Genomic DNA, 26,287 nt, shown 5'->3' on the forward strand with positions numbered 1-26,287 from the left:
AAACTCGGGTAACCAAGGAACTGGCAGGTTCCCTGCATCCAATCGAAGGATGCAAATCAAGACGCGGAGTGGTTTTTCCGCAACCGGTAACCCGAGCAGTACCAGGCCGTTCGCCCTGTGTCGCCGCGCACACAGCAGCATGCCGGTATCCGTCTCAGGACAATGGAGCGTCGTTGATGACCCAGAAGAACAACGAAGACTTGCAACGCCAGGCGTCTGAAAACACTTTGAATCTCAACCCTGTCATCGGCTTACGCGGCAAAGACATCATCACCTCGGCCCGCATGGTGCTCTTGCAGGCCCTCAAGCAACCCATTCACAGCATCAAGCACGTCGGCCATTTCACCCTGGAACTGAAGAACGTTCTGCTCGGCCAATCCGAACTCACTCCGGAATCCGACGATCGCCGCTTCGCCGATCCGGCCTGGAGCCAGAACCCGCTGTACCGACGCTACCTGCAGACCTACCTGGCCTGGCGCAAGGAACTTCATGACTGGATCGAGGACAGCAACCTCTCCGAGCTGGACACCAGCCGCGGTCACTTCGTGATCAACCTACTGACCGAAGCCCTGGCGCCGACCAACAGCATGGCCAACCCGGCCGCGGTCAAACGCTTCTTCGAAACCGGCGGCAAGAGCCTGCTGGATGGCCTTTCCCACCTGGCCAAGGACCTGGTCAACAACGGCGGCATGCCCAGCCAGGTCAACATGGATGCCTTCGAGGTCGGCAAGAACCTCGCCACCACCGAAGGCGCGGTGATCTTCCGCAACGATCTGCTTGAACTGATCCAGTACAAGCCGACCACCGAGCAGGTCCATGAACGCCCCCTGCTGGTAGTGCCGCCGCAGATCAACAAGTTCTACGTCTTCGACCTGTCGCCGGAAAAGAGCCTGGCGCGTTTCTGCCTGCGTAACGGTTTGCAGACCTTCATCGTCAGTTGGCGCAACCCGACCAAGGCACAACGCGAGTGGGGCCTGTCCACCTACATCGAGGCGCTGAAAGAAGCCATCGACGTGATCCTCGCCATCACCGGCAGTAAGGATCTGAACATGCTCGGCGCCTGCTCCGGGGGCATCACCACCGCCTCGCTGCTCGGCCACTACGCCGCCACCGGCGAAACCAAGGTGAATGCCCTGACCCTGCTGGTCAGCGTGCTGGATACCAAGCTGGATACCCAGGTCTCGCTGTTCGTCGACGAGCAGACCCTGGAAGCGGCAAAGCGTCGCTCCTACCAGGCCGGCGTACTGGAAGGCCGGGACATGGCCAAGGTGTTCGCCTGGATGCGGCCGAACGACCTCATCTGGAACTACTGGGTCAACAATTACCTGCTCGGCAACGAACCGCCGGTGTTCGACATCCTCTATTGGAACAACGACACTACGCGCCTCCCGGCCGCCTTCCATGGCGACCTCATCGAACTGTTCAAGAACAACCCGCTGACCCGTCCCTACGCCCTGGAAGTGTGCGGCACACCGATCGACCTCAAGCAGGTCAACAGCGACATCTTCTGCGTCGCCGGCACCACGGACCACATCACGCCCTGGGAAGCCTGTTACAAGTCGGCCCTGCTGTTCGGTGGGAAATGCGAATTCGTGCTCTCCAACAGCGGGCATATCCAGAGCATCCTCAATCCACCGGGCAACCCCAAAGCACGCTTCATGACCAACGAAACCCTGCCGCCCAGCCCCAAGGCCTGGCAGGAAGACGCGACCAAGCACGCCGACTCCTGGTGGCTGCACTGGCAGACGTGGATGGCGGCTCGCTCCGGCGAACTGAAGAAGGCACCGGCCAAGCTGGGCAACAAGGCCTACCCGGCCGGCGAGGCCTCGCCCGGTACCTATGTGCATGAGCGCTGACAGCATGCACCTTGCGCAGTACTGCCCAGGGCACCCGGACGTGCCTTACTCAATGGCGGCCGATCATGGCCGGTGTGCCGCCAACGAAGCCCGGACCAGGACCGGCGCCCGGCTTCGTCACTCTGGGAACGTGCCGGATTGCTGTTCCCAGCGGTTCAATCCATAGGGCTCAGTACATGCTGCAACCTTTCGTATTCCGCACCATCGACCTGGACGGCCAGACCATCCGTACCGCCGTGCGGCCGGGCAAGCCGCACCTCACGCCGCTGCTGATCTTCAACGGCATCGGCGCCAACCTGGAACTGGTGTTCCCCTTCGTCCAGGCGTTGGACCCGGATCAGGAAGTGATCGCCTTCGACGTGCCCGGCGTCGGCGGCTCCTCCACGCCGAGCAAGCCCTATCGCTTTCCCGGCCTCGCCAAGCTGGCGGCCCGGATGCTCGACTACCTGGATTACGGCCGGGTCAATGCCATCGGCGTGTCCTGGGGCGGTGCGCTGGCCCAGCAGTTCGCCCACGACTACCCGGAACGCTGCAAGAAGCTGGTGCTCGCCGCCACCTCGGCCGGCGCCGTGATGATCCCCGGCAAGCCCAAGGTGCTCTGGCGTATGGCCAGCCCACGGCGCTACATCCAGCCGTCCTATGGCGTGCAGATCGCACCGGACATCTACGGCGGCGCCTTCCGCCGCGACCCCAACCTGGCCATGGCCCATGCGAGCAAGGTGCGTTCCTCGGGCAAGCTGGGCTATTACTGGCAGCTGTTCGCCGGCCTCGGCTGGACCAGTATCCACTGGCTGCACCGGATCAAGCAGCCGACCCTGATCCTCGCCGGCGACGACGACCCGATCATCCCGCTGATCAACATGCGTTTGTTGGCTTGGCGCATTCCGAATTCGGAACTGCATGTCATCGATGATGGTCACTTGTTCCTAGTGACGCGCGCGGAGGCAGTAGCGCCTATCATCATGAAGTTCCTACAAGAGGAACGGCAGCGTGCAGTGATGCATCCCCAGCCGGCTCCACTGCGCAGTCACTGATCGCGTAATCCAAGTGCGAGGCCCAGGCGCCTGACCCAGCACAGGGCCAGGCGCCACAGATTCCTTTTGCGCGAGCTGTCTGGAATGCGTTCCGGCGCGTATTGGTACAAGCCTTGCTGTTTGGCTCTTGACGGTTAAGACGATGGAGTGTTGCCCCCATGCGAGAGAAACCAGCGGCGAGCGCGTTGCCCGTCCCATCCACTTATATGAACGCGCAAAGCGCCATGGTCGGCCTCCGCGGCCGAGACCTGTTTTCCACCTTCCGCACCCTGGCCTTCCAAGGGCTGCGCCAACCAATCCTCAGCGCCCGACATCTCGCGGCATTCGGCACCCAGCTCGGTCGGGTGCTGATCGGCGATACCCCCTACAAACCCAATCCGCAGGATTCCCGCTTCGCCGACCCCACCTGGCACCTCAACCCCTTCTATCGACGTGGCCTTCAGGCTTACCTGGCCTGGCAAAAACAGATCGCTGCCTGGATCGACGACAGCGACCTGGACGCCGATGACCGCGCCCGCGCCCGCTTCGTCCTCTCGTTGCTCAGCGATGCCCTCTCGCCGTCCAACAGCCTGCTCAACCCGCTGGCCGTCAAGGAGTTGTTCAACACCGGCGGCGCCAGCTTCTTCAAAGGGGTCAGCCACCTGTTCGAAGACCTGCTGCACAACAACGGTTTGCCCAGCCAGGTCAGCAAGCGAGCCTTCGAGGTCGGCCGCAACCTGGCCGTCACACCGGGCGCCGTGGTGTTCCGCAACGAGCTGCTGGAGCTGATCCAGTACAAGCCGATGAGCGAAAAGCAGTACGTCCGCCCGCTGCTGATCGTCCCGCCGCAGATCAATAAGTTCTACATCTTCGATCTGAGCCCGGAAAAGAGCTTCGTCCAGTACGCCCTGAAGAACGGCTTGCAGGTCTTCATCATCAGTTGGCGCAACCCGGACGCGCGCCATCGCGAATGGGGGCTGTCCACCTACGTACAGGCCGTGGAGCAGGCGCTGGACGTCTGCCGCGCCATCTGCGGGAGCCGCGACGTCAACCTACTGGGCGCCTGCGCCGGCGGCCTGACCACCGCGGCCCTGCAAGGCCATCTGCAGGCCCGCCGCCAGTTGCGCAAGGTGGCCAGCTCCACTTACCTGGTCAGCCTGATGGACAGCCAGGTCGACACGCCGGCCACTCTGTTCGTCGACGAAAAGACCCTGGAAACCGCCAAGCGCCGCTCCTATCAACGCGGCGTGCTGGACGGCCGGGTCATGGCCAGCGTGTTCGCCTGGATGCGGCCGAACGACCTGATCTGGAACTACTGGATCAACAACTACCTGCTCGGCCGCCAGCCGCCCGCCTTCGATATCCTCTATTGGAACAACGACAACACCCGCCTGCCTGCGGCGCTGCACGGCGATTTCCTCGACCTGTTCAAGCACAACCCGTTGAGCCGTCCGGGTGGTCTGGAAGTCTGCGGCACCCCCATCGACCTGCAGAAAGTCACCGTGGACAGCTTCAGCGTGGCCGGCATCAACGACCACATCACGCCGTGGGACACGGTCTACCGCTCGACCCTGCTGCTCGGCGGCAACCGGCGTTTCATCCTGTCCAATAGCGGGCACATCCAGAGTATCCTCAACCCGCCGGGCAACCCAAAGGCGAACTATTACGAGGGCAGCAAGTTCAGTGGCGACCCACGTGCCTGGCAGCACGACGCCCAGCATGTCCAGGGCAGTTGGTGGCCGGAATGGTTGAAATGGATTCAGGAACACTCCGGCGAGCAACACGAAACCCGGATGACCCTCGGCAATGCCAACCACCCCGCGATGGAGGCGTCCCCCGGCACCTACGTTCACGTACGCTGACCGGACCCCGCTGGCCGGGAATCCGGCCAGCTTCTCTCACAGGAAGCGACAACAAGAAGACAGGATGAAAACCCGCGACCGCATCCTCGAATGCGCCCTGGCGCTGTTCAACCAACGGGGCGAACCCAACGTCTCCACCCTGGAAATCGCCACCGAAATGGGGATCAGTCCGGGTAATCTCTATTACCACTTCCATGGCAAGGAACCGCTGGTCCTCGCCCTGTTCGAGCGTTTCCAGGACGATCTGGCGCCGCTGCTCGACCCGCCCGGCGATGTCGAGCTGAGCGCCGAGGAGTACTGGCTGTTCCTGCACCTGATCGTCGAGCGCCTGGCGCAGTACCGCTTTCTGTTCCAGGACCTGTCCAACCTGGCCGGGCGCCTGCCTAAGCTGGCGCGTGGCATCCGTCAGTGGCTGAACGTGCTCAAGCGCACCCTGGCCACCCTGCTCGGCCAACTGAAGGCGCGCGATCAACTGGTCAGCGATACCCAGGCCCTCGGCCAACTGGTGGAACAGATCACCCTGACCCTGCTGTTCTCGCTGGATTACCAACGGATTCTCGGCAGCAACGGCGAGGTCCGGCTGGTGGTGTATCAGATAATGATGCTGGTGGCGCCCCACCTCACCAACGGCTCGCGCCAGGCGGCGGAGCAACTCGCCCAACGATACCTGGACACCTGAGTAGGCCGCGCCGCCGACGCGCAGCTGATCGTGAACCGGCTCTGAAACGCGAACGCCCGGCACATGGCCGGGCGTTCGCGTCCATCGGTGTCACTCAGGACGGAGTGCCGGGATTCGCCGGAGTAGCGGCGGGAGCCGGGGTTGCGGCCGGAGCAGCCGCCGGTGCGGCAGTGGTCGCCGGTGTTGCAGGCTTCGCTGCAGCTGCCGGTTTGGCTGCGGCCGGCTTAGCGGCTTTCGGTGCGACCGCCTTGGGGGTCGCCGCTTTCGGAGCAGCAGCCTTTTTCGCCACCGGCTTCTTCGCCGCCGCGGCTGCGGGTTTAGCGGCAGGCTTGGCGGCTGGTTTCGCTGCGGGCTTGGCGGCGGCTGCCGGCTTCGCTGCAGCCTTGGCCGCGGGTTTGGCTGCCGGCTTGCTCGCGGCCTTCGCCGCAGGCTTGGCGGCCGAAGCGGCGGCTTTCGCGGCCGGCTTCTTGGCAGCAGCCACCGGTTTCGCGGCGGCCTTCGGAGCCGGTTTCGCCGCTGCCGGCTTGACCGTGGCCGCCGAGACGCCCGTGAGCTTCTCCAACTGCTTGGTCAGGGAATCGACCTTGGCGTTCAGCTCCTTGACCTCGTTGCGGCTCGGCACGCCCAGGCGCGAGATCGCGCTGTTCAGACGCTTGTCGAACGCCTCTTCCAGCTCGCTCCACTTGCCCAGGGCCTTGCCCTTGACCTCCGCCACCCTGGTTTTGGCTGACAGGGCAGAAGATTTGACCGCCTCGACTTGCTTGTCGACTTCAGTCTTAGCCATTTTTTCCGCCTTTTCGCCGTCCTTGACCAAGGTGTCGAACAGCTTGGTACCGTCCTGACTGATCTTCGAATAGGCGCCCAGACCTGCGAGCCAGATTTGGCGGGAATACTTCTCGACCTCGCCGATCCAGGAACTGGTTTCTTTTTCGACTTTCTTCTTGCCTGCCATCCTGCTCTCCTTATTGAGTCTTCGCGGCACGCTCGAGCTTGGTCTCAGCGACACGGTCGAGCATCGCATTCAACACATCGAGCTTAGCAGAGAGTGCCTCAACATCCTGCTTGGAGGGAATACCGATGCGGTTCAGGGCGCTGGCCACACGGCTGTCGAAGGCCTTCTCGACCTTGTCCAGCTGAACGTCGACCTTCTCCTTCACACTGCTCTTCACGGTGTCGATCTGGGTGTTGGCCGCCTCGACCTGCTTGTCGACCAGCTTCTTGCCCTTCTTCTCGATGCCTTCGCCGGTCTTCACCAGCTCCTTGAAGTACTCGACGCCTTCCTGGCCGGCCTTGGCATAGGCGCCCAGGCCCGCCAGCCAGATTTGCCGTGCGTAGTATTTGGCATCGCTGATCAGCGTGGTCTTGCTTTCGGCTTTCTTGATAACGGCTACCTTGGCCATGATGCACCTCATGCGCAAAAGGGATGGGAACCGCCCGTACGGATTACGGGCTTAAGCGCAAGGTAGAGAGAAAAATTAGAAACCGCATACTAGGTTTGCCCGGGCGGATAACGCCGGATCAACCGAGGAAATCGTCCAACCCCTTCTCGATTTCCCGCTTGATGGTGCTGCCCAGGGCCGACAGCAGCAACCCCAGCTTCACCTCGACCCGCACCTGATCCTCGCCGACCTCGATACGCCCATGCGCGCCGCTGCGGTTGAAGGCCAGGGTATCGCCCTCCCAGTGGTACTCGACGTGGTATTCACTGGCCAGACGCTCGGCCAGGTGCTCGGCTTTCGCCCGGGCGGCGGTCCGGCCAAGCGAATGAGAGCGTTCGACGGTAATGCGGGACATGCAGGACTCCTGGCTGCGACTATTTAACGCACTATAACAAGGCGCCGGCGGGAAGCTGCAAGCTGTCGGCATGCCGCTGGCTCCAAGGGCGCGACGATAGCGTTTCACCGTTTTTCCCGGCGCACGCGGCTTGAAGCCTGCCGCCGCTTTTAGGTTTAGAATGGCCGCCACTTTTCCCCGGTGACAGCGACCATGAACGATCCACGCAAAGGCAGCGATACCGAACCCACCACCCACTTCGGCTACCAGAACGTGCCGGAAAGCCAGAAAGCGCAGAAGGTGGCCGAGGTATTCCATTCGGTGGCCGCCAAGTACGACCTGATGAACGACCTGATGTCCGGCGGCGTGCACCGGTTGTGGAAGCGTTTCACCATCGAACTGTCCGGCGTGCGCGTGGGCAACCGGGTGCTCGACATCGCCGGCGGCACCGGCGACCTGACCAAACAGTTCGCCCGCCTGGTCGGCCCCACCGGCGAAGTGGTACTGGCCGATATCAACGAATCCATGCTCAAGGTCGGCCGCGACCGGCTACTCGACCTGGGCGTCGCCGGCAACGTCAAGTTCGTCCAGGCCGACGCGGAGAAGCTGCCCTTCCCGGACAACCACTTCGACTGCGTGACCATTGCCTTCGGCCTGCGCAACGTGACCCACAAGGAAGACGCCCTGCGCTCCATGCTGCGCGTGCTCAAGCCCGGCGGCCGCCTGCTGGTACTGGAGTTCTCCAAGCCTACCAACGGCCTGCTGTCGAAGGCCTACGACGCCTATTCCTTCAGCCTGCTGCCGCTGATGGGCAAGCTGATCACCAACGACGCCGACAGCTACCGCTACCTTGCCGAATCGATCCGCATGCACCCGGACCAGGAAACGCTCAAGGCGATGATGGTCGACGCCGGCTTCGAGCGGGTGACCTACCACAACATGACCGGCGGCATCGTCGCCCTGCACCGCGGCATCAAGCCCTGATGCTCGGCACCGCCCTGCTCGCCGGCGTTGAGCACGGCGTCAATCGCGTCCTGCGGCTGGACGGGACCGCGCTGCCGCGCCTGGCGAAACTGGCCGGCAAGGTCATCGAGATCGACTGCCAGTCGCCCGCCATCCGCCTCTATCTCCTGCCCGGTGCCGAAGGCCTGCAACTCGCCGGTCAATGGGAAGCGCCTGTCGACTGCCGCCTGAGCGCTCCTGCGGCGACTCTCCTGCGCCTCGCCACGACCCGCCATAAGACCGCCGTGCTGCATGGCCCGGACGTGGACCTGAACGGCGACAGCGGCGTGCTGCTGGACCTCGCAGGCGTCCTTCAGGATCTGGAGCTGGATTGGGAATACGAACTGTCGCACTGGCTCGGCCCGGTCGGCAGTCATCTGCTCGGCAGCCATCTGCGCAGCCGCGCGAACTGGGCCGGCAACAGCCTGGACAGCCTGCGCCAGGACCTCGCCGACTACCTCAGCGAAGAGTCGCGCACCCTGGTCGGCCGCCGCGAAGCCGAAGCGCGATTCGCCGAACTGGACAGTCTCAAGCTCGCACTCGACCGACTCGACGCACGCATCGAGCGCCTCACCGACAAACTCAAGCCCAGCGATAACGAATGAAGCTGCTCGCCGCCCGCCGTCTGCTCCGCATCCAGAGCGTGGTCATCCGCTATCGTCTCGACGACCTGCTCCTCGAATTGCCGCTGCCCTGGTGGCTGCGCACCCTCAGCTACGCCCTGCCCTGGCGCTGGCTGCCACGCCGCAAGACCCACCTGACCCGCGGCGAATGCCTGCGCCTGGCCCTGGAAGACCTCGGCCCGATCTTCATCAAGTTCGGCCAGCTGCTGTCCACCCGCCGCGACCTGCTGCCGCCGGACATCGCCGACGAACTGGCCAAGCTGCAGGACCAAGTGCCGCCGTTCGACCCGGAGCAATCCGTTGCCCTCATCGAGTCGCAGCTCGGCCTCAAGGTCAGCGAGGCCTTCGCCCGCTTCGACAGCAAGCCGCTGGCCTCGGCTTCGGTGGCCCAGGTCCACGCCGCCCAGCTCAAGACTGGCGAGGAAGTGGTGGTCAAGGTGATCCGCCCCGGCCTCAAGCCGATCATTCGCCAGGACATCGCCTGGCTGTTCCTGCTCGCCAAGCTGGCCGAACGGATTTCCGCCGAAGCCCGCCGGCTGCACCCGGTAGACGTGGTCAGCGACTACGAGAAGACCATCTACGACGAGCTCGACCTGCTCCGCGAGGCGGCCAACGCCAGCCAGCTGCGGCGCAACTTCGAGGACTCGCCGCTGCTCTACGTGCCGCAGATCTACTGGGACTGGTGCCGCCCCAAGGTGCTGGTGATGGAGCGCATCTATGGCATCCCGGTGACCGACATCGCCACCCTCGCCGACCAGCGCACCGACATGAAGTTGCTGGCCGAACGCGGCGTGGAAATCTTCTTCACCCAAGTGTTCCGCGACAGCTTCTTCCACGCCGACATGCACCCCGGCAACATCTTCGTCAGCACCCGCCAGCCCTGGAACCCGCAGTACATCGCCATCGACTGCGGCATCGTCGGCAGCCTCACGCCGGAGGACCAGGACTACCTGGCGCGCAACCTGGTGGCCTTCTTCAAGCGCGACTACCGCAAGGTGGCGCAGTTGCACATCGACTCCGGCTGGGTGCCGGCGGAAACCAAGGTCAACGAATTCGAGGCGGCGATCCGTACCGTCTGCGAACCGATCTTCGAGAAGCCGCTGAAGGAAATCTCCTTCGGCCAGTTGTTGCTGCGCCTGTTCCAGACCGCGCGCCGCTTCAACATGGAGATCCAGCCGCAACTGGTGCTGCTGCAAAAGACCCTGCTGAACATCGAAGGGCTCGGCCGCCAGCTCTACCCCGACCTGGACCTCTGGACCACCGCCCAGCCCTTCCTGGAGCGCTGGATGCGCGAGCGGGTCAGCCCGAGAAGCCTGTTGCAGAACCTGCAGGCCCAGGTCGAGCAGGTGCCGCACCTGGCGCACATGACCCGCGACCTGCTGGAGCGCATGTCGCAGCCGCACGCCGCCGACCCTTCGCCGCCGTGGCGCGAGCGTCGGGACGATTGGGCCCTGCGCCTGATCGGCAGCATCCTGCTGGCGGGCGGCGGCACCCTGGCCGCGTCCAGCGTCACCTTCACCAGCCTCGCCGCCTGGCCGGCCTGGCTGATGCTGGCGGCGGGGCTGGTACTGGTCGTGCGCCGATAGCCAGCAGCCAGCGCGGCTGGCACACTGACAACCCCGAAGGTGCGCCTGCCGCACCGTGAGAAAGCCCCAACGGGCGGAATGTAACGATGAACGATTGGCTGGACGAAATTCACTGGAATGCCGAGGGCCTGGTACCCGCCATCGCCCAGGACCACGCGACGGGTCGGGTGCTGATGATGGCTTGGATGAACCGCGAGTCACTGACCCTCACCGTTGCCGAGCAACGCGCCATCTACTGGTCACGTTCGCGTGGCAAGCTGTGGCGCAAGGGCGAGGAGTCCGGCCATGTGCAGAAGCTTCACGAACTGCGCCTGGACTGCGACGCGGATGTGATCATCCTGCGGGTCGAACAGCTCGGCGGCATCGCCTGTCACACCGGACGCGAAAGCTGCTTCTACCGCGTCTACGAGGACGGCGCCTGGAAAACCGTCGACCCGGTGCTCAAGGACCCGGACGCCATCTACCACACGGGACACAGCCATGAGTGACACCCTGACCCGCCTGGCCGAGGTGCTCGAAGCGCGCAAAGGCGCGGCGCCGGACAGCTCCTACGTGGCCAGCCTGTATCACAAGGGTCTGAACAAGATTCTGGAAAAAGTCGGCGAAGAATCGGTGGAAACCATCCTCGCCGCCAAGGACGCCGCTGCCAGCGGTGACTGCAGCGACCTGATCTACGAAACCGCCGACCTCTGGTTCCACAGCCTGGTCATGCTCGCCGCCCTCGGTCAGCATCCCCAGGCCGTGCTGGACGAGCTGGAGCGGCGCTTCGGACTTTCCGGGCACGCGGAAAAAGCCGCGCGCCCCCAGGCTTGAACCTTACCATTTAGCGGAGAAACACCATGGGTATCGGCGGTATCAGCATCTGGCAGCTCCTGATCATCCTTCTCATCGTCGTCATGCTGTTCGGCACCAAGCGTCTGAAGAACCTCGGCTCCGACCTCGGCGATGCGATCAAGGGCTTCCGCAAGTCGGTGGGTGGCGAAGAAGAAAAGCCGTCCGTCGAGGAGCACAAGGGCCAGACCATCAACGGCGAAGCGCGCAAAGTCGAAGAGCCGATCAAGAAAGACTAAGGGCCATCCAGCATGTTCGACGTGGGTTTTACCGAGCTGCTGCTGGTCGGTCTGGTCGCCCTGCTGGTGCTCGGGCCCGAGCGCCTGCCGAGTGCCGCGCGCACGGCAGGCCTCTGGATCGGCCGGCTGAAGCGCAGCTTCAACGCGATCAAGACCGAAGTCGAACGCGAGATCGGCGCCGACGAGATTCGTCGGCAGCTGCATAACGAGCAGATCCTGCAGCTCGAACGCGAAATGAAGCAGAGCATCCAGCCGCCCGCCGCGACGCCGACGCCGACGCCGACGCCGACGCCGACGCCGGACAAGCTGCCGGACGCCCCCGCGCAGGTCAGTGAGCAGCCCGCCGCCAGCGAGCCGCCCGCGGCGCCCAGCCAGGACAAGAACACCCAGTCATGACCGCAAAGCCGCAAGACGACCAGGAAATGCCCCTGGTCGCGCACCTGACCGAACTGCGCAAGCGCCTGCTCTACAGCGTGACCGCCGTGCTGGTGATCTTCGCCGGGCTGTTCTACTTCTCCCAAGACATCTATGCCCTGGTCGCCGCCCCGCTGCGCGCCTACCTGCCGGAAGGCGCCACCATGATCGCCACCGGTGTCGCCTCGCCCTTCCTCACGCCATTCAAGCTCACGCTGATGGTCGCGCTGTTCCTCGGTATGCCGGTGGTGCTCTACCAGGCCTGGGGCTTCATCGCGCCGGGGCTGTACAAGCACGAAAAACGCATCGCCGTGCCGCTGCTGGTCTCCAGCGTGTTCCTCTTCTACGGCGGCATGGCCTTCGCCTACTTCGTGGTCTTCCCGATCATGTTCGGCTTCTTCGCCAGCGTGACGCCGGAAGGCGTGGCGATGATGACCGACATCGGCCAGTACCTCGACTTCGTGCTCACGCTGTTCTTCGCCTTCGGCGTGGCCTTCGAGATTCCCGTGGCCACTTTCCTGCTGATCTGGGTCGGCATCGTCGACGTGGCCTCGCTGCGCAAGTCGCGGCCCTATGTGGTCGTCGGCTGCTTCATCGTCGGCATGGTGTTGACTCCGCCCGACGTGTTCTCCCAGACGCTGCTGGCCGTGCCCATGTGGCTGCTGTTCGAGGCCGGCCTGCTGTTCGGCAGCCTGGTGCGTCGCGAGGATGCCGCCGAGGAAGCCGCCGAAGAAAAGTCCGGCGACCAGCCGCCCGCTCCGCGCCCGTGAACCTGCTGCTCCTGGACGAGGCCGACTTCGTCGCGGCCGACCGAGCGGTCCTGCGCGACCGCCGGCTCAAGCACCTGCATGAGGTGCATCGCGCCGAATCCGGCGACCGCCTGCGCGTCGGCCGTCTCGGCGGGGCGATGGGCGAAGGCCACCTGCTGCGCCTGACCGCCGAGGAAGCGGAGCTGGAGGTACGCTTCGATCAACCGCCGCCGGACAAACTGCCGCTGAACCTGCTGCTCGCCCTGCCACGCCCGAAGATGCTGCGCCGCGTCCTGCAAACGGTATCCGCCATGGGCGTGCCGCGCCTCGTCCTGCTGAACAGCTACCGGGTGGAAAAGAGCTTCTGGCAGACCCCCTTCCTCGAGCCCGAGGCGATCCGCGAACAGCTCATCCTCGGCCTGGAGCAGGCCCGCGACACCGTGCTGCCGGAGGTGATCGTGGAGAAGCGCTTCAAGCCCTTCGTCGAGGATCGCCTGCCGGCACTGGCCAACGGCACCCTCGGCCTGATCGGCCATCCCGGTGACTACCCGGCCTGTCCGCGCGCCGTCGAACAGCCGGTGACCCTCGCCATCGGCCCGGAAGGCGGCTGGATTCCCTACGAAGTGGACAAGCTGCGCGAAGCCGGCCTGCAACCGGTGCAACTGGGCGAGCGCATCCTGCGGGTGGAGACGGCGGTGGCGGCGCTGCTGGCGCGACTCTTCTAGCCCTCAACGCTCCGCGCATGCCGGTGCGCCGGCAGGAGCTGTCCCTGCCATTCCGGCGCTTCTTCCAGCTCGATCTCCTTCGGCACCAGCGGCTCGCCGCATTCGGAACAGACCAGCACGCCGTGCATCACTTGGCCGCAGCCCTTGTGTCGGTGGCGGATCGGCGCGCCTTCCGCGCCTGCCATGTAGCGGTCGCCCCAACTCACCAAAGCCATCACTGCCTGATACAGGTCTCGGCCCTTCTCGGTGAAACGGTATTCCTCGCGGCGCGGCCGTTCCTGATAAGGCACCTTGGCCAGCACGCCGGCCTCCACCAGCCGCTTCAGGCGATCCGCCAGGACATGCCGGGTGACGCCTAGGCGCGCCTCGAAATCATCGAAGCGGCGCACGCCGAGGAAGCAGTCGCGCAGGACAAGCAGCGTCCAGCGGTCGCCGACCACCGACAGGGTACGGGCCAGGGAACAGGGTTGCTGGTCGAGTTCTTCCCAACGCATGACGTCACCTCCAACGAGAAACCCACCTTAACTTGACAGGTTCCAAAAAGGAATTGACTATCCTTCGAGTTCCAAAAAAGAACTAACAAATCAACGAGGAGCGGTCATGAGCGACACCAAGGCGATGCTGGTCATGGGAGCGGGCGATGCCACCGGCGGCGCGGTGGCGAAGCGTTTCGCGCGAGAAGGCTATGTGGCCTGCGTGGCACGGCGCCACGCGGAAAAGCTGGAGCCCCTGGTGCAGGACATCGAGTCCGCCGGCGGCCAGGCCCGCGCCTTCGGGTGCGATGCACGGCAGGAGGACCAGGTCCGCGACCTGATCGAAACCATCGAGCGCGACATCGGCCCTCTCGAAGCCGTGGTCTTCAACATCGGCGCGAACGTGCGCTTTCCTCTCCTCGAAACCACCGAGCGGGTCTATCGCAAGGTCTGGGAAATGGCAGCGCTGGCCGGCTTCCTCACCGGTCGCGAAGCCGCCCGGGCGATGCTGCCGCGCGGACGCGGAACGATCATCTTCACCGGCGCCACCGCCTCGCTGCGCGGCCGCGCCGGTTTCGCCGCCTTCGCCGGCGCCAAGTTCGCCCTGCGTGCGCTGGCCCAGAGCATGGCCCGCGAGCTGGGGCCGCAAGGCATCCATGTAGCCCATCCGGTGATCGACGGCGCCATCGACACCGCCTTCATCCGCGACAACTTCCCGGAGATGTATCAGCGCAAGGAACGCGACGGCATCCTCGAGCCGGACCACATCGCCGAAATCTACTGGCAGATTCACGGCCAGCCGCGCGATTGCTGGGTCCATGAGATGGACCTTCGCCCCTGGCTGGAAACCTTCTGACCCCAACCGACGAGAACGACATGATGAGTAAGTCCGTTGAATTCTTCTTCGACTTCGGCAGCCCCGCCAGCTATCTGGCCTGGACGCAGTTGCCGCGGATCGCCGCCGAGACCGGTGCGACCATCGTCTGGCGGCCGATGCTGCTCGGCGGTGTGTTCAAGGCCACCGGCAACCAGTCGCCCGTGGCCATTCCCGCCAAGGGACGCTACATGCTGCAGGACTTCGCCCGTTTCGCCCGCCGCTATGGCGTGCCGATGACCTTCAACCCGCACTTCCCGATCAACACCCTGCCGCTGATGCGCGGCGCCACCGCCTATCTCGACACGCCGCTCTTCCAGCCCTACCTCACGGCAGTCTTCGAAGCCATGTGGCAACAGCAGAAGAATCTCGGCCAGCCCGAGGTGATCGCGGAAGTCCTGGCCGCGGCCGGCTTCGATCTCGAAGACTTCCAGCGGCGGATCGAGGACGGAGCGGTCAAGGAGCGCCTCAAGGCCACCACCGAAGAGGCCGTCCGGCGCGGCGCGTTCGGCGCACCGACCTTCTTTGTCGGTGACGAAATGTATTTCGGCCAGGATCGCCTGGATTTTGTCGTCGAAGCCCTGCAACGCGCCGGCTAGCCTAGCCCCTCAGTGAACAGCCGGGTCACCTGCTCGCTGAGCGCGTCGGCCGGTTGTTCGCCGAGCAGCGTCTCGCTCAACTGTCGGTCGAGCAGCAACTGCGAAAGGCCATGCACCAGGCTCCAGGCCGCCAGCGTGGCGATCTGCACGTCCCGTTTCGGTGCGGCCTGGCGCACGGCTTCGCGCAGCAGATCGAACAGCTGCAGCGCCGCGGCTTGCAGCTCGGGATGGCGCGACTTGTCCAGCCCGGGGGAGAACATCAGTGCGAACCGTCCGGGCTGCTCCAGGGCGAACGCCACGTAGCATTGCCCGAGCCCCGCCAGTTCGTCCGCCTGCCGGCTGCGTTCGGACAGTTCGTCGAAGCCTTCCGCCGCCAGGGCAGCCAGCAGGCTGTCCCGATCCGGAAAGTGCCGATACGGCGCGTTGTGAGAAACGCCAGCGCGGCGAGCCACCTCCCGCAGGCTGATACCCGCCTCGCCCTTTTCCACCAGCAACTCGCCCGCGGCCGCGAGCAAGGCAGCCTTGAGATCGCCATGGTGATACGGGCGCGCAGACGCCCCATCATCTTCAGGTGTTGACACTGACAACATCCCCTTTTATGTTGACAACGACAACATTATGCCGGCACCCGCCAAGGGATGCCATCGGCCTATCGAAAGGAGGTGCGTCATGCTCTTCATCGTCTTGCTGGTCCTGCTCACCCTGCTCGCCGCCCTCGGCGATCGTCTCGGCGCACCCGGCCTCGCCGGCTGGCCGGCACGGATGCGCCTGGCCATGGCCCTGGCGTTGCTCTTCGTCGGGTTCGATCACTGGCTGACGCCCGGCCGCTACCTGCCGATGATGCCGGACTACCTGCCCTACCATCTGCCGCTGGTGCTGTTCACCGGCGCCTGCGAACTGGCCGGCGCCGTCGGCCTGCTGCTACCGCAAACGCGGCGGCTGGCGGCGACGATGCTGGCGCTGTACTTCGTTTGCGTATTCCCGGCGAACATTCACAACGCGCTCAACGGCCTCAACGTCGACGGCCTGCCCAGTGTGCAGTGGTACTACTGGCTGCGCCTGCCGTTCCAGCCGCTGATCATCCTCTGGGCGTTGTATGCCGGCGGGGTGATCGGCCGCCGCGGCGCCAGCGCGCAGCCCGTCGGGACGATGCAGGCACAGGGCTGACCGGGGCACTGTCCGGGCCGGTCGAGGTCTGTTGTTTTGTTCCAGCAGCCTGCAGACTGACGAACATGCGCCCATTGACCATCGACCTGCCACGCCTCGAAGCCGCCCTGGACGACGACAGCGGCAACGAGCACTACCTCGACCTGGAAACCGGCGGCATCTTCGTCGCCGCCCCGGAGGACCCGGTCCCGGGTGCCATGGAGAAATACGACGTGCAGCCGGACCGCTACCTGCCCATCGACCCTCTGCCCACCGGCGAAGCCGTCGGCATGCGCGAGGGCTTCCTGTTCACCCTGCACGACCCGCATGCGCACACCGTGCTGAGCCACGCCCTGGCGGGCCGCAAGCCGCTGCGCACCTTCGACTACGAACTGGAGAAATACCCGGAAATCCGCCAGGCCTGGCTCGACTACCGTGCCGTGCACCTGCGCGAGCGGGCCCTGGAGTGGTTGCAGGAGAACGGCCTGGAGGCGGCACGGCGTTAGGAGTTCAGCCAGCCGCGCTCCATCGCGTATTTCACCAGTCCCGCCGGAGTGTCGATATCCAGCTTGCGACGGATGCTCAGGCGGTGGGTCTCCACGGTACGCACGCTGATGTCCAGGGCCCGAGCGATGGCCTTGTTGCTCAGGCCCTCGGCGAGCATGCGCAGTACCTCGCGTTCGCGCGGGGTCAGCTCGTTGTCCACTGGTGCCGGGCTGGCCATCTGCTGCAGCAGGTCGGCGCTGTAGTAGCTGCCGCCGGCGGCCACCGCATCGATGGCGGCGACGATCTCACGCGAGGCGGCGTCCTTCAGCACGTAGCCGCGCGCACCGGCACGGATCGAGCTGGTCACGTATTCGGGATGGTCGTACATGCTCAGGATCAGCACACGCAAACCGGGATAGTCGCGGCAGAGCCGCTCGGTGAGTTGCAGGCCATTCATGTCCTTCATGCCGATATCCACCAGCAGCAGGTCCGGCCGCACCCGCTCCACCAGGCTGAGCGCCTCGGCGCCGCTGCCGGCCTCGCCCACCACTTCCAGTTGCGGCATGGCCGCCAGCAGCGCGCGCAGGCCGTCGCGCACCAGTTCGTGGTCATCGACCAGGGCAATGCGGGTAGGTTGGGACGGCATTTCGGACATGGCTCACTCCGGTAGCGGCAGACTCACGGACAGCTCGGTGCGACCCGGTGCCGACGATAACGTAAACCGACCGCCCAGATGGGCGATCCGTTCCCGCATGTTGCGCAAGCCGATACCGCCGGAGCGGGCCTGCTCGATGCGCGCCGGGTCGAAGCCGACGCCATCGTCGCGAACCCGCAGCCGCACGGTGTCGCCCTTGCGCTCCAGGACGATGGCGACGTGGCGGGCATGGGCATGGCGCTCGATATTGGTCAGCGCTTCCTGGACGATGCGGAACAGCGCCACCGACTCGCGATCCGGCAGGCGCTCGTCGCCCAGTCCTTCGCGATAGGTCACCGCCAGGCCGCTGCTGCCTTCGAAGTCCCTGGCGAGTTGGCCGATGGCTGCCGCCAGGCCGAAGGTGTCCAGCACCGAAGGACGCAAGCCGTGGGAAATCCGTCGCACCTCGGCTATCGCCTCGCCCAGTCGTGCCAGGCCGCCACGCAGTGTATCCAACGCTTGATCGCGGCCCGCCTCCAGCTCGTGACAGGCCAGCTCCAACTGGAATTTCACCGAGACCAGCACCTGGCTGATGCCGTCGTGCAGCTCACGGGAGACCCGCGAACGCTCCTCTTCCTGGGAAGTGACGATGCGCTGGGCCAGCAATTGCAGCTTGCGGTCGGCCAGGCGGTGCTCGCTGACGTTCAGGGTTACACCGCCGGCGAACACCAACAGCACCGCGACCAGGGCCACCCCGGCAATCGCCCACATGGTCCGGCGGACGTTATTCGCCACCTCGGCACGGACCTGGGCGGTGGCCCGTTCGATATCGTCGAGGTAGATGCCGGTGCCGAGCATCCAGCCCCAGCGGTCGAGTATCACCACATGGGCCAGCTTCTCCGTGACCTGCCCGGTGGAGGGCTTCTTCCAGCGGTAGCGGTGGAAACCGTCGCCGTTGCGCGCGCTTTCCAGCAGGCCGCGCAAGGCCTGGGCACCGTCCGGGTCGCTCATGCTCAGCAGCAGGTTGCGCCCGACCAGCTCCGGCTGGCGCGGGTGCATCAGGTTGCGGCCGTTGCCATCGTAGACGAAGAAGTAGCCGTCGCTGCCGTATTCCATCCCACCCAGCGTCTCCAGCACCTGCTGCTGCGTGGCGGCATCGTCGCGACCGCTGCCGTAGAGCGGTTCGATGGTGCTCAGGGCGAGGCTGACATAGTGCTTCAGCTCGGTCTGCTTGCTAGCGAGGATGCTGCTTTCCAGCAAGTGCGCCTGCTGCTCGCCAAGACGCTGGGCGTGCAGCATGACCAGCACGCCGATCACGGCGATGGCCAGCAGGAGGGGCAGGATGGCGAGGGCGACGATCTTGTGTTTGAGCTGCATGCGGGCCGTTCGCGTCGGCGGCGCTCTACGTAGTTTTACGTAGGCGCTGGCCGGTAGTTCTGCGAATTCTAACAAAGGCGCCGGGAGCCGATAGTGGCGTGGCCCTCCACCGAGGGCATCAGTCCCTATAACAATCATTGCCGCAGGCCCCGGCCGACGGCAGGAGAACAACAATGCCCCGACTGGCCAGCCATCTCGCCTGGATCGGTGTCGCCCTGCTCGGCGCCTTCGCGCTGGGAACCGTGGCGCTGCACCGCGGCGAAACCATCAATGCCCTCTGGATCGTCGCCGCGGCCGTGGCGGTCTATCTCATCGCCTACCGCTTCTACGCCCGCTTCATCGCCACCCGCGTGCTGCAACTCGACCCGCAGCGCATGACCCCGGCGGTGCGCCACAACGACGGCCTCGACTACGTACCGACCAACAGGCACGTACTGTTCGGCCACCACTTCGCCGCCATTGCCGGCGCCGGCCCGCTGGTCGGCCCGGTGCTGGCCGCCCAGCTCGGCTACCTGCCCGGTATGCTGTGGATTCTCGCCGGTGCGGTCCTGGCCGGGGCGGTGCAGGATTTCATCGTCCTGTTCATTTCCACTCGCCGCGACGGCCGCTCACTGGGCGACCTGATCAAGTCCGAGATGGGGCCGATACCCGGCGTCATCGCCCTGTTCGGCACCTTCATGATCATGGTGATCATCCTCGCGGTACTCGCGCTGATCGTGGTGAAGGCCCTGGCCGAGAGCCCCTGGGGCACCTTCACCGTGATCGCCACCCTGCCCATCGCGGTGTTCATGGGTCTGTACAGCCGCTACCTGCGCCCCGGCCGCATCGGCGAGGTATCGATCATCGGCTTCGTCCTGCTGATGCTGGCCATCGTCGGCGGTGGCCAGGTCGCAGCCAGCCCCTACTGGGGGCCGCTGTTCACCTTCACCGGCGTGCAACTGACCTGGGCGCTGATCGGCTACGGCTTCGTCGCCGCCGTGCTGCCGGTGTGGCTGGTGCTGGCACCGCGCGACTACCTGTCGACCTTCCTCAAAATCGGCACCATTGTCGGCCTGGCCATCGGCATCCTGATCGTCGCCCCCGAGCTGAAGATGCCGGCGGTGACCCGTTTCATGGACGGCACCGGTCCGGTCTGGTCGGGCAGCGTGTTCCCCTTCCTGTTCATTACCATCGCCTGCGGCGCGGTTTCCGGCTTCCACGCGCTGATCTCCTCGGGCACCACGCCGAAGCTGCTGGAAAACGAAGCCCACGCGCCCTTCATCGGCTACGGCGGCATGCTGATGGAATCCTTCGTCGCGATCATGGCCCTGGTCGCCGCCGCCTGCATCGAGCCGGGCATTTACTTCGCCATGAACAGCCCGGCCGCCGTGCTCGGCACCAGCCCCGAATCCGCTGCCGAGGCGATCGCCCGCTTCGGCTTCGTGATCACCCCGGACATGCTTACCAGCACCGCCCAGGCGCTCGGCGAGCACAGCATCATTTCCCGTGCCGGCGGCGCGCCGACCCTGGCCGTGGGCATGGCCGAAATCCTTTCCAAGGTGTTCGGCGGCGACGGCATGAAAGCCTTCTGGTACCACTTCGCGATTCTCTTCGAGGCGCTGTTCATCCTCACCGCGGTGGACGCCGGCACCCGCGCCGGACGCTTCATGCTGCAGGATCTGCTGGGCAGCTTCCTGCCGCGCTTCAAGCGTACCGACTCCTGGACCGGCAACCTGATCGCCACCGCCCTCTGCGTCATGGCCTGGGGCTACTTCCTCTACCAAGGCGTGGTCGATCCGTTCGGCGGCATCAACACCCTCTGGCCGCTGTTCGGCATCTCCAACCAGATGCTCGCCGCCATCGCGCTGATCCTGGCCACCGTGGTGCTGTTCAAGCTCAAGCGTCATCGCTACGCCTGGGTCACCGCGCTGCCGGCAAGCTGGCTGCTGATCTGCACGCTTTCCGCCGGCTGGCTGAAAGTGTTCTCCGACGACCCGCGCGTCGGCTTCCTCGCCCACGCCGCCAAATACCGCAACGCCCTGGCCGAAGGCACCGTGCTGGCGCCGGCGAAGAGCCTGGAGCAGATGCAGCGGGTGGTGTTCAACGACTACCTGGATGCCGGCTTGGCGCTGCTGTTCATGCTGGTGGTGTCGAGCGTACTGGTCTACGGCATCCGCACCTGCCGGCAGGCCTGGCTGAGCACCCATCCCACCGCGAGGGAAAGCGCCTTCCAGCGCCTGCCGCTGGGCAGCGAGGGCTGAGCCGTGTTCGACACGCTGGGCAGGCTCGGCAAATACCTGGGGCAGGCGGCCAACCTGATGGTCGGCCTACCCGATTACGACGCCTATCTCGAGCACATGCGGGAGAACCACCCCGAACGGGAACCGATGACCTACGAGGCGTTCTTCCGCGACCGCCAGGAAGCCCGCTACGGCGGCGGCCAGGGCCGCTGCTGCTAGCCTGAAAAAGGAGACAGACGGACATGACCTCTCCCACCCCCATCCCGGTCACTCTGCTGACCGGATTCCTCGGAGCCGGCAAGACCACCCTGCTCAACCGCCTGCTGCAAGCCGATCATGGCCAGCGCATCGCGGTGATCGAGAACGAGTTCGGCCCGGTGAGCATCGACAGTGCGCTGCTGGTGCGCGACACCGCCGAAGTCATCGAGATGACCAACGGCTGCCTCTGCTGCACAATCCGCGGCGATCTGGCCGGCCACCTGCGGGACCTGCACCGGCGTCGCGCGGCCGGCGAGCTGGCGTTCGACCGGCTGGTGATCGAGACCACCGGCCTGGCCGACCCGACGCCGCTGGTGCAGACCTTCTTCGGCGACCCGGACCTGCTCGAGACCTACCAGCTCGACGGTGTGCTCACCCTGGTCGATGCCGTGCACGCCGACCGGCAGCTCGACGAGCATGCCGTGGCGCGTAAGCAGGTCGGTTTCGCCGATCTGCTGCTGGTCAGCAAGGCCGACCTGATCAACGAACAGGACCTGATCGCCCTGGGCCAGCGGCTGGCCGCGATCAATCCGCTGGCCACGCAACACGTCCTCTGGCCCGGCGAGCTGCCCTATGCCGACTGGTTCTCGCTGCGCAGCTTCCACCTCGACACCCGGGCACCGACCGGCCTCGTCGAGCCGGCGCGCTTTCGCCCGGTCACCCGTTCCTTCGCCGACGACATCGCCGCGCTGCACTGGCAGCACGACGGCCGGGTCGACCGGCAGAAGGTCGGCGCGGTGGTGCAGGGCCTGCTCGCCGAACGCAGCGACGACCTGCTGCGCTACAAGGGCGTGCTGGCCGTGCATGACGACCCGCGCCGCCTGATCTTCCAAGGCGTGCACCGGATCGCCGGGTTCGACTACGGCGAGGCCTGGGAGTCGGAGGACAGGGCGCGCTGCGACATCGTGCTGATCGGCCGGGACCTGCCGACGGAACGGTTGCGCACAGAGCTGGACGGTTGCGCCTTCGGTTAGAGCCTGTTTACGATCTCGCGAGCTAGAGCCATGCAAGGCCTCGGCGGCCCCACGAAAACAGGCCGGGCCGCGTAGGCGAGGACGCGCTGGGGTCGCATTCGACTTTACGAGTTGTAAATGAGCAGTCCGAGTCTGTTTTTAACGCAGCAGGGCCGACGCGCAGCAGATTGTAAACAGGCTCTTAGAGCCTGCAAGGCTCTGGTCAGACGTCCAGCAGAAAGGTCACCGGCCCGTCATTGACCAGATGCACCTGCATCTCGGCACCGAAGCGGCCGGTGGCGACCTGCGGGTGTTTCTCCCGCGCCTGCTTCACCAGCAGATCGAACAGGGCCTCGCCCTGGGCCGGCGGCGCGGCGCTGGAAAAGCTCGGGCGCAGGCCGCTCTTGGTATCGGCGGCCAAGGTGAACTGCGACACCAGCAGCAGGCCGCCGCCGACGTCGCTCAGCGAGCGGTTCATCTTGCCCTCGGCATCGCTGAATACCCGGTAGTTGAGCAACTTGTGCAGCAGCTTGGCGACGCTCGCCTCGGTGTCCTGCGGCTCCACCCCGACCAGCACCAGCAGGCCCTGGTCGATGGCGCCGACGATCTCTCCCGCAACTTCCACCCGCGCACCGCGGACGCGCTGGATCAGCCCCTTCATGCTTCGTCGGGGGCCAGGTCGAGCAGGCGGCGGGCGATCTGGTTGGTAGCGCGCACCAGGGCGTCGCTGATCCCCGGCTCGCCAGCGGCGTGGCCGGCATCGCGGACGATCTGCAACTCGCTGTTCGGCCAGGCCTGGTGCAGCTCCCAGGCGTTGTCCAGCGGACAGACCACGTCATAGCGACCATGCACGATGATGCCCGGCAGGTGGGCGATCTTGTGCATATCGCGGAGCAGTTGGTTGGGCTCGAGAAAAGCGTTGTTGAGGAAGTAGTGGCACTCGATACGGGCGATGGACAGCGCCCGGTGCGACTCGGTGAAGCGGTCCACCACCTGCGGGTTGGGGCGCAGCGTCAGGGTGCGGCCCTCCCAGCAGGACCACGCCTTGGCGGCATGCATCTGGGCGATCTGGTCGGCGCCGGTCAGGCGCTTGTAGTAGGCCTGCATCAGCTCGCCGCGCTCTTCCGGCGGGATCGGCGCCAGGTAGTCCTGCCAATAGTCGGGGAACAGGCGGCTCGCCCCCTCCTGGTAGAACCAGTGGAACTCCTGTGGGCGGCAAAGGAAGACACCGCGCAGGACCAGCGCATGCACGCGGTCGGGGTGGGTCTGGGCGTAGGCCAGGGCCAGGGTCGAGCCCCAGGAACCGCCAAACAGTACCCATTTTTCGATGCCCAGGTGCTCGCGGATGCGCTCCAGGTCGGCGACCAGGTGCCAGGTGGTGTTATTTTCCAGGCTCGCGTGGGGAGTGGACCGACCGCAGCCGCGCTGATCGAAGGTGACGATGCGGTACAGGTTGGGATCGAAGAAGCGGCGGCTCAGGGCATCGCAACCGGCACCCGGTCCGCCATGGATGAACACCACCGGCAAGCCGTCCGGCGAGCCACTCTCGTCGACGTAGAGAACGTGCGGTTCTTCCACGGGCAGCTCGTGGCGAGCGTAAGGCTTAATCTCCGGAAACAAAGTCTGCATGCTGCACTCCCGAGTCTGTGCGTACGGTCCTGTCAGGTCAGCGTCCGGGGTTTCGTTCCTGAAAACCCGGGCGGCCCGTCGAGGCCGGTACGTCCGGACTCGACCCCACCCGGCAAGCCGGGTGCTCACACATCCTTGTAAGGGGCGGAAACAGGGAGTTCCCCTGCGCCGCCTTGGCGTCGATCATTTCGTAAAGGGCATCATAACCATGAAAAAGGAGTTCAGCATGCCGCCCAGACTATTTGTCGCCCCTCTTTTGCTTCTTTTTGCACTGGTCGCCGGTTGCGGGCGTGACGATCCACAAGCCGCGCTCGAAAAGGCCGTACAGCAATTGCAGGAGAACATCGAGGCGAAGCGGACCGGCGACGTGCTCGACCAGTTGCATCCGCAGTTCATCGCCCGCCAGGAATTCGACCGCGACTGGGCCAAGCGCACCATGACCCTGTTGTTCATGCGCCACAAGAACATCAAAGTGCTGGCCCTGAGCAAGGACAGCCGGATCGACCCGACCTACCGGGACAAGGGCCGCACCGACGCCCAGGTCGCCCTGACCGGCGCCGAGGGGCTGATCCCCGACAGCGCCCGGCATTACAGCGTGAAGCTGGAGTGGTGGCTGGAAGACGGCGAGTGGAAGCTGGCGCGGCTGGACTGGGAATGACACCGCTGCGCTGATGCGACGCAGAGCGTCGCGGGAGGCGTTCCCACGCCGAGCGTGGGAACGATCTTCTCCTCACCCCTTCCTCTTCATCTCCTCACGCATACAACCTTTCCGCGCCCACCCAACGCTGGAACCGCCCTTGCTCCACCCAGGCGCGAGCGGCGGCAATATCCGGGGCGAAGTAGCGGTCGGCGCTGTAGCGCGGGACCTCGGCGCGGATCAGAGCCATTACCTCTTCCAGCGCCGGCGTGGTGTTCAGCGGGCGGTGGAAGTCCACGCCCTGGGCGGCAGCAAGCAGTTCGATGGCGACCACCCCGGCGCTGTTGCCGGCCATGTCCGCCAGGCGGCGGGCGGCGAAGGTGGCCATGGACACATGGTCTTCCTGGTTCGCCGAGGTAGGCAGGCTGTCCACCGAGGCCGGGTGGGCCCAGGTTTTGTTCTCCGAGGCCAGGGCCGCGGCGGTCACCTGGGCGATCATGAAGCCGGAATTGAGCCCGCCCTCTTCCACCAGGAACGCCGGCAGACCGGACAACGCCGGGTCGACCAACTGGGCGATGCGCCGCTCGGACAACGCGCCGATCTCGGCGATGGCCAGGGCCAGGACGTCGGCGGCCATGGCCACCGGCTCGGCGTGGAAATTGCCGCCGGACAGCACATCGCCATCGGCGGCGAATACCAGCGGGTTATCGGAAACGGCATTGGCCTCGCGCAGGAACACCCCGGCGGCGAAGCGCAGATGATCCAGGCAGGCACCCATCACCTGCGGCTGGCAGCGCAGGGAATACGGGTCCTGCACGCGTTTGCAGTGGATGTGCGAATCGTGGATGCCGCTGTCGGTGAGCAGATGGCGGTAGAGCGCAGCGACGGCGATCTGCCCCGGCTGGCCGCGTACCGCCTGGATGCGTTCGTCGAAGGGCACATAGGAGCCCTTCAGGGCTTCCACCGACAGCGCACCGGCCACCACGGCGGCGGCGAACAACTGTTCGGCCTGGAACAGCCCGCGCAGGGCCAGCGCGGTGGAGACCTGGGTGCCGTTGAGCAATGCCAGTCCCTCCTTCGGCCCCAGCTCCACCGGCGCCAGCCCGGCCAGGCGCAGTCCCTCGGCGGCCGGCATGACCCGGCCCTCGATTCGCACCTGTCCTTCGCCGAGCAGCGCCGCCGCCAGATGGGCCAGCGGCGCCAGATCGCCGGACGCACCCACCGAACCCTGGGCCGGGATGCACGGGTAGATGTCGCGGTCGAGCAACGCCACCAGCGCCTCCAACACACCCCGGCTGATGCCGGAATGACCACGGGCCAGGGAGCCGATCTTCAGCACCATGATCAGCCGCACGCTGGCGTCGTCCAGCAACGGGCCGGTGCCACAGCTGTGCGACAGCACCAGATTGCGCTGCAACTGGCTGAGCTGGTCGGCGGGGATCGAGGTCCGCGCCAGCAGGCCGAAACCGGTGTTGATGCCGTAGACGGTGCGCTCCCCGGCGATGATCTCCGCCACCGCCGCGCTGGAAGCATCGACGGCGGCGAAGCAGGCGGGGTCCAGGCGCAGGGCGACGGGCTGGCGGTAGGCCAGGCGCAGTTGCTCCAGGGTCAGGTGGCCAGGCGTGAGATGCAGGGTGGTTTTGCTCATTT

31 protein-coding genes are annotated in these 26,287 nt (G+C 65.5%); 21 read left to right on the forward strand and 10 right to left on the reverse strand.

The features are described 5' to 3' along the window. The first annotated feature begins 176 nt into the window (after window positions 1-176). The 4 genes from phaC (PIN01S_RS00760) to PIN01S_RS00775 all read left to right on the forward strand — a co-directional run bounded on the left by phaC (PIN01S_RS00760) (window position 177) and on the right by PIN01S_RS00775 (window position 5,410). On the forward strand, window positions 177-1,856 hold the full coding sequence (gene phaC, locus PIN01S_RS00760) for a class II poly(R)-hydroxyalkanoic acid synthase (protein WP_084332928.1): 1,680 nt from the start codon (window positions 177-179) through the stop codon (window positions 1,854-1,856). 176 nt (window positions 1,857-2,032) lie between these two features. After that, entirely contained in the window at window positions 2,033-2,890 is an 858-nt protein-coding gene (gene phaZ / locus PIN01S_RS00765) for a poly(3-hydroxyalkanoate) depolymerase (RefSeq protein WP_084332930.1), read from the forward strand. 158 nt (window positions 2,891-3,048) lie between these two features. After that, window positions 3,049-4,731: a class II poly(R)-hydroxyalkanoic acid synthase gene (gene phaC, locus PIN01S_RS00770; protein ID WP_084332932.1), complete on the forward strand. Its 1,683-nt coding sequence runs from the start codon at window positions 3,049-3,051 to the stop codon at window positions 4,729-4,731. A 64-nt stretch (window positions 4,732-4,795) separates the two neighbouring features. Further along, window positions 4,796-5,410 (forward strand): TetR/AcrR family transcriptional regulator, encoded by a 615-nt coding sequence (locus PIN01S_RS00775; RefSeq protein WP_084332934.1) that lies wholly within the window; start codon window positions 4,796-4,798, stop codon window positions 5,408-5,410. A gap of 94 nt (window positions 5,411-5,504) precedes the next feature. On the opposite strand, the gene PIN01S_RS00780 is transcribed toward PIN01S_RS00775, so the two are convergent. The 3 genes from PIN01S_RS00780 to PIN01S_RS00790 all read right to left on the reverse strand — a co-directional run bounded on the left by PIN01S_RS00780 (window position 5,505) and on the right by PIN01S_RS00790 (window position 7,204). Next, window positions 5,505-6,362 carry a phasin family protein gene (locus PIN01S_RS00780; RefSeq protein ID WP_084332936.1) on the reverse strand — a complete coding sequence of 286 codons (858 nt, stop codon included), beginning with the start codon at window positions 6,360-6,362 and terminating at the stop codon, window positions 5,505-5,507. A gap of 10 nt (window positions 6,363-6,372) precedes the next feature. Further along, window positions 6,373-6,810 carry a phasin family protein gene (locus tag PIN01S_RS00785; RefSeq protein ID WP_084332937.1) on the reverse strand — a complete coding sequence of 146 codons (438 nt, stop codon included), beginning with the start codon at window positions 6,808-6,810 and terminating at the stop codon, window positions 6,373-6,375. Window positions 6,811-6,928: 118 nt separating this feature from the next. Continuing rightward, on the reverse strand, window positions 6,929-7,204 hold the full coding sequence (locus PIN01S_RS00790) for a polyhydroxyalkanoic acid system family protein (RefSeq protein ID WP_084332939.1): 276 nt from the start codon (window positions 7,202-7,204) through the stop codon (window positions 6,929-6,931). Window positions 7,205-7,396: 192 nt separating this feature from the next. Here PIN01S_RS00790 and ubiE point away from each other — a divergent pair, with 192 nt between their 5' ends. The 9 genes from ubiE (at window position 7,397) to PIN01S_RS00835 (ending at window position 13,352) form a co-directional block, all read left to right on the forward strand. Then, on the forward strand, window positions 7,397-8,167 hold the full coding sequence (gene ubiE, locus PIN01S_RS00795; protein ID WP_084332941.1) for a bifunctional demethylmenaquinone methyltransferase/2-methoxy-6-polyprenyl-1,4-benzoquinol methylase UbiE: 771 nt from the start codon (window positions 7,397-7,399) through the stop codon (window positions 8,165-8,167). After that, complete coding sequence (locus tag PIN01S_RS00800) at window positions 8,167-8,790, forward strand: ubiquinone biosynthesis accessory factor UbiJ (protein WP_084332943.1); 624 nt, start codon at window positions 8,167-8,169, stop codon at window positions 8,788-8,790. The genes ubiE and PIN01S_RS00800 overlap by 1 nt, the downstream gene beginning before the upstream one ends. Then, window positions 8,787-10,394 carry a ubiquinone biosynthesis regulatory protein kinase UbiB gene (gene ubiB, locus PIN01S_RS00805; protein ID WP_084332945.1) on the forward strand — a complete coding sequence of 536 codons (1,608 nt, stop codon included), beginning with the start codon at window positions 8,787-8,789 and terminating at the stop codon, window positions 10,392-10,394. Before PIN01S_RS00800 ends, ubiB begins: the two co-directional genes overlap by 4 nt. A gap of 86 nt (window positions 10,395-10,480) precedes the next feature. Next, a complete protein-coding gene (gene hisI, locus PIN01S_RS00810) occupies window positions 10,481-10,882 on the forward strand; it encodes a phosphoribosyl-AMP cyclohydrolase (protein WP_084332947.1) in 402 nt (133 codons plus the stop codon). Then, window positions 10,875-11,207 (forward strand): phosphoribosyl-ATP diphosphatase, encoded by a 333-nt coding sequence (locus tag PIN01S_RS00815; protein WP_084332949.1) that lies wholly within the window; start codon window positions 10,875-10,877, stop codon window positions 11,205-11,207. The genes hisI and PIN01S_RS00815 overlap by 8 nt, the downstream gene beginning before the upstream one ends. Window positions 11,208-11,233: 26 nt before the next feature. Further along, window positions 11,234-11,464, forward strand: a complete 231-nt coding sequence (gene tatA, locus PIN01S_RS00820; protein WP_084332951.1) for a twin-arginine translocase TatA/TatE family subunit — start codon at window positions 11,234-11,236, stop codon at window positions 11,462-11,464. Window positions 11,465-11,476: 12 nt separating this feature from the next. After that, window positions 11,477-11,860 (forward strand): Sec-independent protein translocase protein TatB, encoded by a 384-nt coding sequence (tatB, locus tag PIN01S_RS00825; RefSeq protein WP_084332953.1) that lies wholly within the window; start codon window positions 11,477-11,479, stop codon window positions 11,858-11,860. Beyond that, window positions 11,857-12,648 (forward strand): twin-arginine translocase subunit TatC, encoded by a 792-nt coding sequence (gene tatC, locus PIN01S_RS00830; RefSeq protein ID WP_084332955.1) that lies wholly within the window; start codon window positions 11,857-11,859, stop codon window positions 12,646-12,648. Before tatB ends, tatC begins: the two co-directional genes overlap by 4 nt. Continuing rightward, on the forward strand, window positions 12,645-13,352 hold the full coding sequence (locus tag PIN01S_RS00835; RefSeq protein ID WP_084332957.1) for a 16S rRNA (uracil(1498)-N(3))-methyltransferase: 708 nt from the start codon (window positions 12,645-12,647) through the stop codon (window positions 13,350-13,352). The genes tatC and PIN01S_RS00835 overlap by 4 nt, the downstream gene beginning before the upstream one ends. On the opposite strand, the gene PIN01S_RS00840 is transcribed toward PIN01S_RS00835, so the two are convergent. Beyond that, the gene (locus PIN01S_RS00840) at window positions 13,349-13,846 is read right to left on the reverse strand and encodes a winged helix-turn-helix transcriptional regulator (protein ID WP_084332959.1); all 498 of its coding nucleotides are present in this window, start codon (window positions 13,844-13,846) and stop codon (window positions 13,349-13,351) included. The genes PIN01S_RS00835 and PIN01S_RS00840 overlap by 4 nt on opposite strands. Window positions 13,847-13,952: 106 nt before the next feature. Between PIN01S_RS00840 and PIN01S_RS00845 the strand changes: the two genes are divergently transcribed. Then, a complete protein-coding gene (locus PIN01S_RS00845; RefSeq protein ID WP_084332961.1) occupies window positions 13,953-14,681 on the forward strand; it encodes an SDR family oxidoreductase in 729 nt (242 codons plus the stop codon). Between the two features lie 23 nt (window positions 14,682-14,704). After that, complete coding sequence (locus PIN01S_RS00850; protein ID WP_084333574.1) at window positions 14,705-15,298, forward strand: 2-hydroxychromene-2-carboxylate isomerase; 594 nt, start codon at window positions 14,705-14,707, stop codon at window positions 15,296-15,298. Here the strand turns inward: PIN01S_RS00850 and PIN01S_RS00855 are convergent. Next, window positions 15,295-15,879, reverse strand: coding sequence for a TetR/AcrR family transcriptional regulator (locus PIN01S_RS00855; RefSeq protein WP_169715772.1), 585 nt, complete (start codon window positions 15,877-15,879; stop codon window positions 15,295-15,297). The genes PIN01S_RS00850 and PIN01S_RS00855 overlap by 4 nt on opposite strands. 88 nt (window positions 15,880-15,967) lie before the next feature. Between PIN01S_RS00855 and PIN01S_RS00860 the strand changes: the two genes are divergently transcribed. Beyond that, the gene (locus tag PIN01S_RS00860; protein WP_212633044.1) at window positions 15,968-16,465 is read left to right on the forward strand and encodes a DoxX family protein; all 498 of its coding nucleotides are present in this window, start codon (window positions 15,968-15,970) and stop codon (window positions 16,463-16,465) included. Window positions 16,466-16,530: 65 nt separating this feature from the next. Further along, the gene (locus PIN01S_RS00865; RefSeq protein WP_084332965.1) at window positions 16,531-16,950 is read left to right on the forward strand and encodes a UPF0158 family protein; all 420 of its coding nucleotides are present in this window, start codon (window positions 16,531-16,533) and stop codon (window positions 16,948-16,950) included. Here the strand turns inward: PIN01S_RS00865 and PIN01S_RS00870 are convergent. After that, window positions 16,947-17,576: a response regulator gene (locus PIN01S_RS00870; protein WP_084333576.1), complete on the reverse strand. Its 630-nt coding sequence runs from the start codon at window positions 17,574-17,576 to the stop codon at window positions 16,947-16,949. The genes PIN01S_RS00865 and PIN01S_RS00870 overlap by 4 nt on opposite strands. A gap of 12 nt (window positions 17,577-17,588) precedes the next feature. Then, on the reverse strand, window positions 17,589-18,941 hold the full coding sequence (locus tag PIN01S_RS00875; RefSeq protein WP_084332967.1) for a cache domain-containing protein: 1,353 nt from the start codon (window positions 18,939-18,941) through the stop codon (window positions 17,589-17,591). Between the two features lie 173 nt (window positions 18,942-19,114). Here PIN01S_RS00875 and PIN01S_RS00880 point away from each other — a divergent pair, with 173 nt between their 5' ends. Genes PIN01S_RS00880 through PIN01S_RS00890 form a run of 3 tightly spaced genes read left to right on the forward strand, consistent with a single transcriptional unit; the run spans window position 19,115 to window position 22,392 of the window. Further along, window positions 19,115-21,181: a carbon starvation CstA family protein gene (locus PIN01S_RS00880; RefSeq protein WP_084332969.1), complete on the forward strand. Its 2,067-nt coding sequence runs from the start codon at window positions 19,115-19,117 to the stop codon at window positions 21,179-21,181. A 3-nt stretch (window positions 21,182-21,184) separates the two neighbouring features. Then, complete coding sequence (locus PIN01S_RS00885; RefSeq protein WP_084332971.1) at window positions 21,185-21,379, forward strand: YbdD/YjiX family protein; 195 nt, start codon at window positions 21,185-21,187, stop codon at window positions 21,377-21,379. 23 nt (window positions 21,380-21,402) lie between these two features. Continuing rightward, a complete protein-coding gene (locus tag PIN01S_RS00890) occupies window positions 21,403-22,392 on the forward strand; it encodes a CobW family GTP-binding protein (RefSeq protein WP_084332973.1) in 990 nt (329 codons plus the stop codon). Between the two features lie 202 nt (window positions 22,393-22,594). Here PIN01S_RS00890 and dtd read toward each other — a convergent pair whose 3' ends face one another. Together dtd and pip are read right to left on the reverse strand one after the other, a co-directional pair. Then, window positions 22,595-23,032: a D-aminoacyl-tRNA deacylase gene (dtd, locus tag PIN01S_RS00895; protein ID WP_084332975.1), complete on the reverse strand. Its 438-nt coding sequence runs from the start codon at window positions 23,030-23,032 to the stop codon at window positions 22,595-22,597. Beyond that, on the reverse strand, window positions 23,029-24,000 hold the full coding sequence (pip, locus tag PIN01S_RS00900; protein ID WP_084332977.1) for a prolyl aminopeptidase: 972 nt from the start codon (window positions 23,998-24,000) through the stop codon (window positions 23,029-23,031). Before pip ends, dtd begins: the two co-directional genes overlap by 4 nt. Window positions 24,001-24,226: 226 nt before the next feature. On the opposite strand from pip, the gene PIN01S_RS00905 reads away from it, so the two are divergent. Then, window positions 24,227-24,658, forward strand: a complete 432-nt coding sequence (locus PIN01S_RS00905; protein WP_084332979.1) for a hypothetical protein — start codon at window positions 24,227-24,229, stop codon at window positions 24,656-24,658. 94 nt (window positions 24,659-24,752) lie between these two features. Here the strand turns inward: PIN01S_RS00905 and hutH are convergent, their stop codons facing one another. After that, window positions 24,753-26,285 (reverse strand): histidine ammonia-lyase, encoded by a 1,533-nt coding sequence (gene hutH / locus PIN01S_RS00910; protein ID WP_084332981.1) that lies wholly within the window; start codon window positions 26,283-26,285, stop codon window positions 24,753-24,755. Between the last annotated feature and the right edge of the window lie 2 nt (window positions 26,286-26,287).

The sequence above is a fragment of the Pseudomonas indica NBRC 103045 genome, assembly GCF_002091635.1.
Taxonomy (GTDB): domain Bacteria; phylum Pseudomonadota; class Gammaproteobacteria; order Pseudomonadales; family Pseudomonadaceae; genus Pseudomonas_M; species Pseudomonas_M indica.

Bases quoted from the DNA above. Each gene is read 5' to 3' on its own strand.
- PIN01S_RS00880 (WP_084332969.1), top strand. From the start codon at position 19,115: ATGCCCCGACTGGCCAGCCATCTCGCCTGGATCGGTGTCGCCCTGCTC.
- tatB (WP_084332953.1), top strand. From the start codon at position 11,477: ATGTTCGACGTGGGTTTTACCGAGCTGCTGCTGGTCGGTCTGGTCGCC.
- pip (WP_084332977.1), bottom strand. From the start codon at position 24,000: ATGCAGACTTTGTTTCCGGAGATTAAGCCTTACGCTCGCCACGAGCTG.
- PIN01S_RS00865 (WP_084332965.1), top strand. From the start codon at position 16,531: ATGCGCCCATTGACCATCGACCTGCCACGCCTCGAAGCCGCCCTGGAC.
- hutH (WP_084332981.1), bottom strand. From the start codon at position 26,285: ATGAGCAAAACCACCCTGCATCTCACGCCTGGCCACCTGACCCTGGAG.
- PIN01S_RS00800 (WP_084332943.1), top strand. From the start codon at position 8,167: ATGCTCGGCACCGCCCTGCTCGCCGGCGTTGAGCACGGCGTCAATCGC.
- PIN01S_RS00845 (WP_084332961.1), top strand. From the start codon at position 13,953: ATGAGCGACACCAAGGCGATGCTGGTCATGGGAGCGGGCGATGCCACC.
- PIN01S_RS00815 (WP_084332949.1), top strand. From the start codon at position 10,875: ATGAGTGACACCCTGACCCGCCTGGCCGAGGTGCTCGAAGCGCGCAAA.
- PIN01S_RS00860 (WP_212633044.1), top strand. From the start codon at position 15,968: ATGCTCTTCATCGTCTTGCTGGTCCTGCTCACCCTGCTCGCCGCCCTC.
- PIN01S_RS00790 (WP_084332939.1), bottom strand. From the start codon at position 7,204: ATGTCCCGCATTACCGTCGAACGCTCTCATTCGCTTGGCCGGACCGCC.
- PIN01S_RS00775 (WP_084332934.1), top strand. From the start codon at position 4,796: ATGAAAACCCGCGACCGCATCCTCGAATGCGCCCTGGCGCTGTTCAAC.
- PIN01S_RS00890 (WP_084332973.1), top strand. From the start codon at position 21,403: ATGACCTCTCCCACCCCCATCCCGGTCACTCTGCTGACCGGATTCCTC.
- PIN01S_RS00850 (WP_084333574.1), top strand. From the start codon at position 14,705: ATGAGTAAGTCCGTTGAATTCTTCTTCGACTTCGGCAGCCCCGCCAGC.
- ubiE (WP_084332941.1), top strand. From the start codon at position 7,397: ATGAACGATCCACGCAAAGGCAGCGATACCGAACCCACCACCCACTTC.
- phaC (WP_084332928.1), top strand. From the start codon at position 177: ATGACCCAGAAGAACAACGAAGACTTGCAACGCCAGGCGTCTGAAAAC.
- hisI (WP_084332947.1), top strand. From the start codon at position 10,481: ATGAACGATTGGCTGGACGAAATTCACTGGAATGCCGAGGGCCTGGTA.
- PIN01S_RS00870 (WP_084333576.1), bottom strand. From the start codon at position 17,576: ATGCCGTCCCAACCTACCCGCATTGCCCTGGTCGATGACCACGAACTG.
- phaZ (WP_084332930.1), top strand. From the start codon at position 2,033: ATGCTGCAACCTTTCGTATTCCGCACCATCGACCTGGACGGCCAGACC.
- tatC (WP_084332955.1), top strand. From the start codon at position 11,857: ATGACCGCAAAGCCGCAAGACGACCAGGAAATGCCCCTGGTCGCGCAC.
- tatA (WP_084332951.1), top strand. From the start codon at position 11,234: ATGGGTATCGGCGGTATCAGCATCTGGCAGCTCCTGATCATCCTTCTC.
- phaC (WP_084332932.1), top strand. From the start codon at position 3,049: ATGCGAGAGAAACCAGCGGCGAGCGCGTTGCCCGTCCCATCCACTTAT.
- PIN01S_RS00780 (WP_084332936.1), bottom strand. From the start codon at position 6,362: ATGGCAGGCAAGAAGAAAGTCGAAAAAGAAACCAGTTCCTGGATCGGC.
- dtd (WP_084332975.1), bottom strand. From the start codon at position 23,032: ATGAAGGGGCTGATCCAGCGCGTCCGCGGTGCGCGGGTGGAAGTTGCG.
- PIN01S_RS00905 (WP_084332979.1), top strand. From the start codon at position 24,227: ATGCCGCCCAGACTATTTGTCGCCCCTCTTTTGCTTCTTTTTGCACTG.
- PIN01S_RS00840 (WP_084332959.1), bottom strand. From the start codon at position 13,846: ATGCGTTGGGAAGAACTCGACCAGCAACCCTGTTCCCTGGCCCGTACC.
- PIN01S_RS00785 (WP_084332937.1), bottom strand. From the start codon at position 6,810: ATGGCCAAGGTAGCCGTTATCAAGAAAGCCGAAAGCAAGACCACGCTG.
- PIN01S_RS00875 (WP_084332967.1), bottom strand. From the start codon at position 18,941: ATGCAGCTCAAACACAAGATCGTCGCCCTCGCCATCCTGCCCCTCCTG.
- ubiB (WP_084332945.1), top strand. From the start codon at position 8,787: ATGAAGCTGCTCGCCGCCCGCCGTCTGCTCCGCATCCAGAGCGTGGTC.